The following is a 5,736-nucleotide window of genomic DNA, read 5'->3' on the forward strand; positions in this document are numbered from 1 at the left end:
TGCGGATATGCGAGGTCGAAGCGCCGGTTCACTCCCTCGATGCGTACCGGGTGCTGCAGCACCGGCGTCGGCAAGCCCGCCAGCACGAACAACGGACGCAGGCGCGCCTCCATCGGCGATTGGGCGCGCCCGTCGGCGAGACGGGCAACCTGGCGCAGGCGTGGGTTCGTCGACCACTCGCTCAGCATGTCCTTCGCCATCAGCTCACGATGCGCGGGCACCGCGTCGGCGAGGACCACGGCGTCGACGAGCGGCACCCGATCGACAACCTCGCCGAGGAGATCGGCCGGCGGAGTCATCGCGATCGGCCCGGCGGCCGTCTCGGCGACGAACAAGCGCGCAGCGCCGCGAGCAACACCACCGCATCCGAATGTCGCCACCGTGCACCGTGCGGAAGGAGATGTGCACCCGGTCGGTCGACGGCACCGGCAGGCCCTGCAGCGCTGCAGCCGGGACGGAGGCCGCGTGAGCCCGTCGAAGGTGTGGGTCCGCCGCAGGAGGTGTCGATGCTCATGTGCGCAGCTCGTTCCGGAGGAACCCCCGCGTGCTGCGCGTCATCCACACCCGTCGCTGTCCACAGGAGAGCGTCACGTTCTGAGCTCATCGTTTGCTGCTCCCACCTGATGCGGAACCGAAACACGTGGGAGGTCTCGGTGCCGGAATCGCCGCACTCGTTACCTCACAGCAACGAATGTGACGTCGACCTCCCGTCCCGCTCCCATTCGGTGCGCATCGGCGCCATGCGGGACGACACCGCTCGCCGTTCACACAGAAACGTCACAGAAACGGCATTGAAAGGACACAGTCAGGTGGCGCAGACTCGGAGTCATGAGCACCGCTGCCCCTGCCCTGAAGCGTCCTGACGGCTCGAACGTCCGCGTCCTCGTCGTCGACGACGAGTCGAACCTCACCGAACTGCTTTCGATGGCCCTGCGCTACGAGGGGTGGGACATCAAGACGGCGGCGACGGGCAACTCGGCCGTCAAGACGGCGAAGGAGTTCAAGCCGGACGCCGTCGTGCTCGACATGATGCTGCCCGACTTCGACGGCCTCGAGGTGCTACGGCGCATGCGCGACGAGGACCCGGCGCTGCCGGTCTTGTTCCTGACGGCACGCGACGCCGTCGAGGATCGTGTCGCCGGTCTGACGGCGGGCGGCGACGACTACGTCACGAAGCCCTTCAGCCTCGAAGAGGTGGTCGCGCGCGTGCGGGCGCTGCTGCGTCGCTCGGTGCAGCTCGCCGAGGAGGAGACGTCGCTGCTCACCGTCGGCGACCTGACGCTCGACGAGGACAGCCACGAGGTGATGCGCGCCGGCACCGAGATCAACCTGACGGCAACGGAGTTCGAGCTCCTGCGCTTCCTCATGCGCAACCCGAAGCGCGTGCTGAGCAAGGCGCAGATCCTCGATCGCGTGTGGCACTACGACTTCGGTGGGCAGGCGAACGTCGTCGAGTTGTACATCAGCTACCTGCGCAAGAAGATCGACGCGGGCCGCGAACCGATGATCCACACGATGCGCGGCGCCGGTTACGTGCTCAAGCCGGCCGGCTGATCGCGGCGGCGGGCATCCGTCGTCAGCGATCGTTGCCCGAGAACGCGTCGAGCACGACGCGATCACGGGCGAAGATGAAGGCCTGGAGCCCGTCCCCGTCCCCACGCGGAGACGACCACCCGCCCTCGAGCAGCTGGGAGACAGCGACCCGTCATGATCCTCAACCCGGCCCGGTGGACGCTGCGTTCGAAGCTGCTCGCGTCCATCGTCACCCTGTTCATCGTCGTGCTGACGCTCATCGGCGCCGCGACGGTGCTGTCGATGCGCACTTCGCTGATGAAGCAGGTCGATCAGCAACTCATCGACGTCGAGCGCGCCGTCGGCGGCGGGCCGGCGGGAACCACGGAGCTGGGCGGGCCGGCGGACCAGGACTCGCACCCTCGCGCACCAGGCCTCGGGGGCAGTGTGCTGCGGCTGACGCTCGACGCGTCGTCGACGCCTGATTCGCTCGTGGTCGACCAGAACTACGTCTCGTCCGCGACGGGCACACAGTTGACGTTGTCGCAAGCGCAGATTCGCAGTCTCGCGACGGCAGACCTGGGCACGACGCCGAAGACGATGGATTTCGACGGCTCCCTCGGCCGCTACCGCGTCGTGCGTGTCCCGAAGCCCGACGGGGACATCGCGTTCATCGGGCTACCGCTCGCGCCGATCGACGACAACATCCGCGCGCTCGCCGGCAACATCGCACTCATGGGGCTGCTCGGTCTCGTCACGATCGGGGGCGCCTCGTTCCTGCTCGTGCGTCGTAACCTGCGGCCGCTGCAGCAGGTGGCAGCGACGGCGGAACGTGTCTCTGAACTGCCGCTCGGGCGTGGTGACGTGCGCACCGACGAGCGCGTGCCGGTGGCGCTGACCGACGATCACACCGAGGTCGGCACCGTCGGGTTGGCGCTCAACAACCTGCTCGACCATGTCGACTCGGCGCTCGACGCGCGTCACGAGAGCGAGATGCAGGTGCGCCAGTTCGTCGCCGATGCCAGCCATGAGCTACGCACGCCACTCGCATCGATCCGCGGCTACGCGGAGTTGTCGCGGCGCGAGAAGGAGCCGGTTCCCGTCGGTGTCACGCATGCGCTGGGCCGCATCGAGTCGGAAGCGGGACGCATGACGACACTCGTCGAAGACCTGCTGTTGCTCGCCCGACTCGACGCAGGGCGCGAGCTCGAACGCGAACCGGTCGACCTGACGCGCGTCGTCGTCGAGACCGTCAGCGATCTGCACGCGGCTGGGCCCGAGCACGTGTGGCATCTCGACCTGCCGGAGGATCTGGAGGACTTCCCGGAGGTCATCGGCGATGAGGCGCGCCTGCGTCAGGTCGTCATCAACCTCTTGGCCAACGCGCGGCGTCACACCCCGGCGGGCACGACGGTGACGGCCGGCCTCGCGCGGCGCGATGACGACGTGCTGCTCACCGTCACCGATGACGGCCCCGGCATCCCGCCCGAGTTCATGCCGCACCTGTTCGAGCGGTTCACGCGCGGGGACGCAGCGCGAACGCGTACGGAGGGCTCGACGGGGTTGGGGTTGTCGATCGTCGATGCGGTCGTCGCGGCGCATCACGGTACCGTGCGGGTGGAGAGCCGGCCGGGACGCACGTGCTTCACGGTGTCCCTGCCCCTCGAAGATCCGCGGCCATCGTCTCAGGAGGACCGATCGTGAACCCGACGCCCGGCGCGGACACCGCGCACCGCTCGACGACCGCGCCCGTCTCTACTGCTTCGACCTCATCGGGTTCGAGCGACGAGTCGATGACGGCGAACGCTCCAGGCAGCAGCCGCCTCGACGCGCTGCGCTCCCCCGGAGCGGCGCAGGCGATGCGCTTCGCGATGGTCGGCATCGCCTCGACGGTGCTCTACACGGTGTTGTTCGCCGTTCTCGACACGCGAATGAACCACCAGATCGCGAACATCTTGGCGCTGCTCATCTGCACGGTGCTCAACACGTGGGTCAATCAGCGGTTCACGTTCGACGCGGCCGGCCACGAACGCGGCCGTGACGCTCACCTGCAGAGCCTCGCCATCCTCGTCGTCACGCTCGCCGTGACGAGCGGAGCCCTCGCCCTCGAACATCACCAGTGGCCGCACGCCTCGACGCTGTGGGATACCGTGACGGTGACCGTCGGCAACGCCATCGCAACCGTCATCCGCTTCGTGGTGTTCCGCCGTATCTTCGCCGCCCGGGACTGAACGGGCGCGGCGCACGGTGCGCCCGAGCCATCGAGGCCCGTCTAGTCCGCCCCCCCGATCTACAGGTCCTCGCTTCACCGGGTGCTACCGGTCATTGCGTCGATGCTCCAACTTCGTGATGCATTCAGCACCGCACTCGGCCGTCCGGCCAACCTCTGCGTCCAACAACAGGTTCCACCGCCCGTGGGGATCCGTCTTCGCAGTTCCGCTTCAGGCGAAGACGACGTCCGTCGTCACGTCCGGGCGGCGCATCTCGCGCGCCTCGGCGAGATAGTTCTGCCGCATCGTCCACGGCGCGGCGTCGCTGCGACGCGGCATGATGTCGGCCGCGCGGCGCAGATAGCCCGAATCCATCTCGAGCAGCGGGCGCCGGCCGAGCTCTGACGGCGGGACGGGCGTCGCGCTGCGGTAGCGGCCGTCACGCAGATGCTTGATCATCCGCGCGACGAACCGGTGCGACAGGTCACCGCGCAAGCTCCACGACGCGTTGATGTAGCCGACGCAGAGCGCCGCGTTCGGCACGCCCTCGAGCATGCAGCCGCGGTAGACGAGACGCTGCGAGACGTCGACCGGCTCGCCGTCGATGCGCAGGCTCGCGCCGCCGAGCAACTCGACGGCCAGACCCGTCGCCGTCACGATGACGTCGGTCTCGAGCAGCTCACCCGAACTCGTACGCACCCCGCCCGGCTCGACGCTCGCGATCGTGTCGGTGACGACCCTGGCACGCCCGTGCTTGACCGCCTTGAACAGGTCGCCGTCAGGCACGATGCACAACCGCTGATCCCACGGCGCATACGGCGCGGTGAAGCTGTCGACGTGCTCCTCACCCGCGCCCTGACGAACGTTCGCACGCAGCACCGCACGCGCCGCCCGCGGCAGGCGCCGCGCCGTCTGGTACGAAGCCCACTGCGCCGCAACGTTCTTCGCCCGCATGACGGCGTGCTTGCGCTGCGGGCTGAGCCGCTCGTCCGGGATCTTCGCCAACGCCGCCGCTAGCGGATCACGCGACGGCTGCGCGAGCACATACGTCGGCGTTCGCTGCAGCATCGTCACCTCCGCGCCGAGATCGGCGAGCGCCGGCACGAGCGTCATCGCCGTCGCACCCGAGCCGATGACGACGACGCGCCGGCCCGCCACGTCGAGATCCTGCGGCCAGAACTGCGGATGCACGACCTGGCCCGCGAACTCCGCGAGAGCGGGGATGTCCGCCGCATACGGCTCGGCGTAGCTGTAGTAACCGCTGCACGCGTAGATGAAGCCGGCCGTCATCTCGACCTCGCCGTCAGGTGTGTCGACGCGCAGCCGCCACACCGCGTCAGCACTGCTCCAATCCGCGCTGACGACCTTGTGCCGCAGACGAATCCGCTCACTCACACCGAACGCGTCGGCCGTCGAACGGATGTAGTCGAGGATGTCCTCACCCGCCGCGATCGCCTTCTCCTGACGCCACGGCGCGAACGGATACGACAACGTGTACATGTCCGAATCCGAACGCACCCCCGGATACCGGAACTGATCCCACGTGCCACCGAGCGCATCCCGCGCCTCGCGAACGACGTAATCGACGCCCGGATTCGCCTCCTGGATGCGACACGCCGCCCCGACGCCCGACAACCCAGCACCGACCATGACGACATCGACGTGCTCCACCTGCTGCTGCACACCCACCGACACGACGAACTCCTCACTCCACGAACACACCACCTGCGAGGCTAACGACCCCGACGTGGGCGCGTGGCCCGTCGAGACAGGTGCGATACCGAGGGGTGGGGTGCCGTGGCGCCCGGGCGGGCGGCCGAGCTGCCAGAACGGGCGGAGGGCCTCCGTCGGCGCGACGTGCGCTCGCTTCGCTCTTGTGGCGGCCCGGGCGAGTTGTTGAGCTGTCGGAACGGGCGGAGGGACTCCGTCGGCGCGACGCGCGCTCGCTTCGCTCGCGGGCGTCGTGCCTCCTCCTCAAATCCCCCGTACCCATTCAGCGAGAGTGACGAGGGCC

4 protein-coding genes and 1 pseudogene are annotated in these 5,736 nt (G+C 68.6%); 3 read left to right on the forward strand and 2 right to left on the reverse strand.

The annotated features are described in order from the left end of the window. Positions 1 to 335 (reverse strand): annotated as a pseudogene (locus B2284_RS04810) (hypothetical protein); the annotation flags it as partial. A gap of 493 nt (positions 336 to 828) precedes the next feature. On the opposite strand from B2284_RS04810, the gene B2284_RS04815 reads away from it, so the two are divergent. The 3 genes from B2284_RS04815 to B2284_RS04825 all read left to right on the forward strand — a co-directional run bounded on the left by B2284_RS04815 (position 829) and on the right by B2284_RS04825 (position 3,743). After that, positions 829 to 1,554 carry a response regulator transcription factor gene (locus tag B2284_RS04815; protein ID WP_062257047.1) on the forward strand — a complete coding sequence of 242 codons (726 nt, stop codon included), beginning with the start codon at positions 829 to 831 and terminating at the stop codon, positions 1,552 to 1,554. A 153-nt stretch (positions 1,555 to 1,707) separates the two neighbouring features. Continuing rightward, positions 1,708 to 3,216 carry a sensor histidine kinase gene (locus B2284_RS04820; RefSeq protein WP_115296600.1) on the forward strand — a complete coding sequence of 503 codons (1,509 nt, stop codon included), beginning with the start codon at positions 1,708 to 1,710 and terminating at the stop codon, positions 3,214 to 3,216. After that, positions 3,213 to 3,743, forward strand: coding sequence for a GtrA family protein (locus B2284_RS04825; RefSeq protein ID WP_062257044.1), 531 nt, complete (start codon positions 3,213 to 3,215; stop codon positions 3,741 to 3,743). The genes B2284_RS04820 and B2284_RS04825 overlap by 4 nt, the downstream gene beginning before the upstream one ends. Positions 3,744 to 3,953: 210 nt before the next feature. Here B2284_RS04825 and B2284_RS04830 read toward each other — a convergent pair whose 3' ends face one another. Continuing rightward, positions 3,954 to 5,444 (reverse strand): flavin-containing monooxygenase, encoded by a 1,491-nt coding sequence (locus B2284_RS04830; protein WP_237723868.1) that lies wholly within the window; start codon positions 5,442 to 5,444, stop codon positions 3,954 to 3,956. Positions 5,445 to 5,736: the final 292 nt, after the last annotated feature.

This window comes from Dermacoccus sp. UBA1591, assembly GCF_002322065.1.
Lineage (GTDB): Bacteria > Actinomycetota > Actinomycetes > Actinomycetales > Dermatophilaceae > Dermacoccus > Dermacoccus nishinomiyaensis.

Coding starts and splice junctions, on each gene's coding strand:
- B2284_RS04815 (WP_062257047.1), top strand. CDS start 829: ATGAGCACCGCTGCCCCTGCCCTGAAGCGTCCTGACGGCTCGAACGTC.
- B2284_RS04820 (WP_115296600.1), top strand. CDS start 1,708: ATGATCCTCAACCCGGCCCGGTGGACGCTGCGTTCGAAGCTGCTCGCG.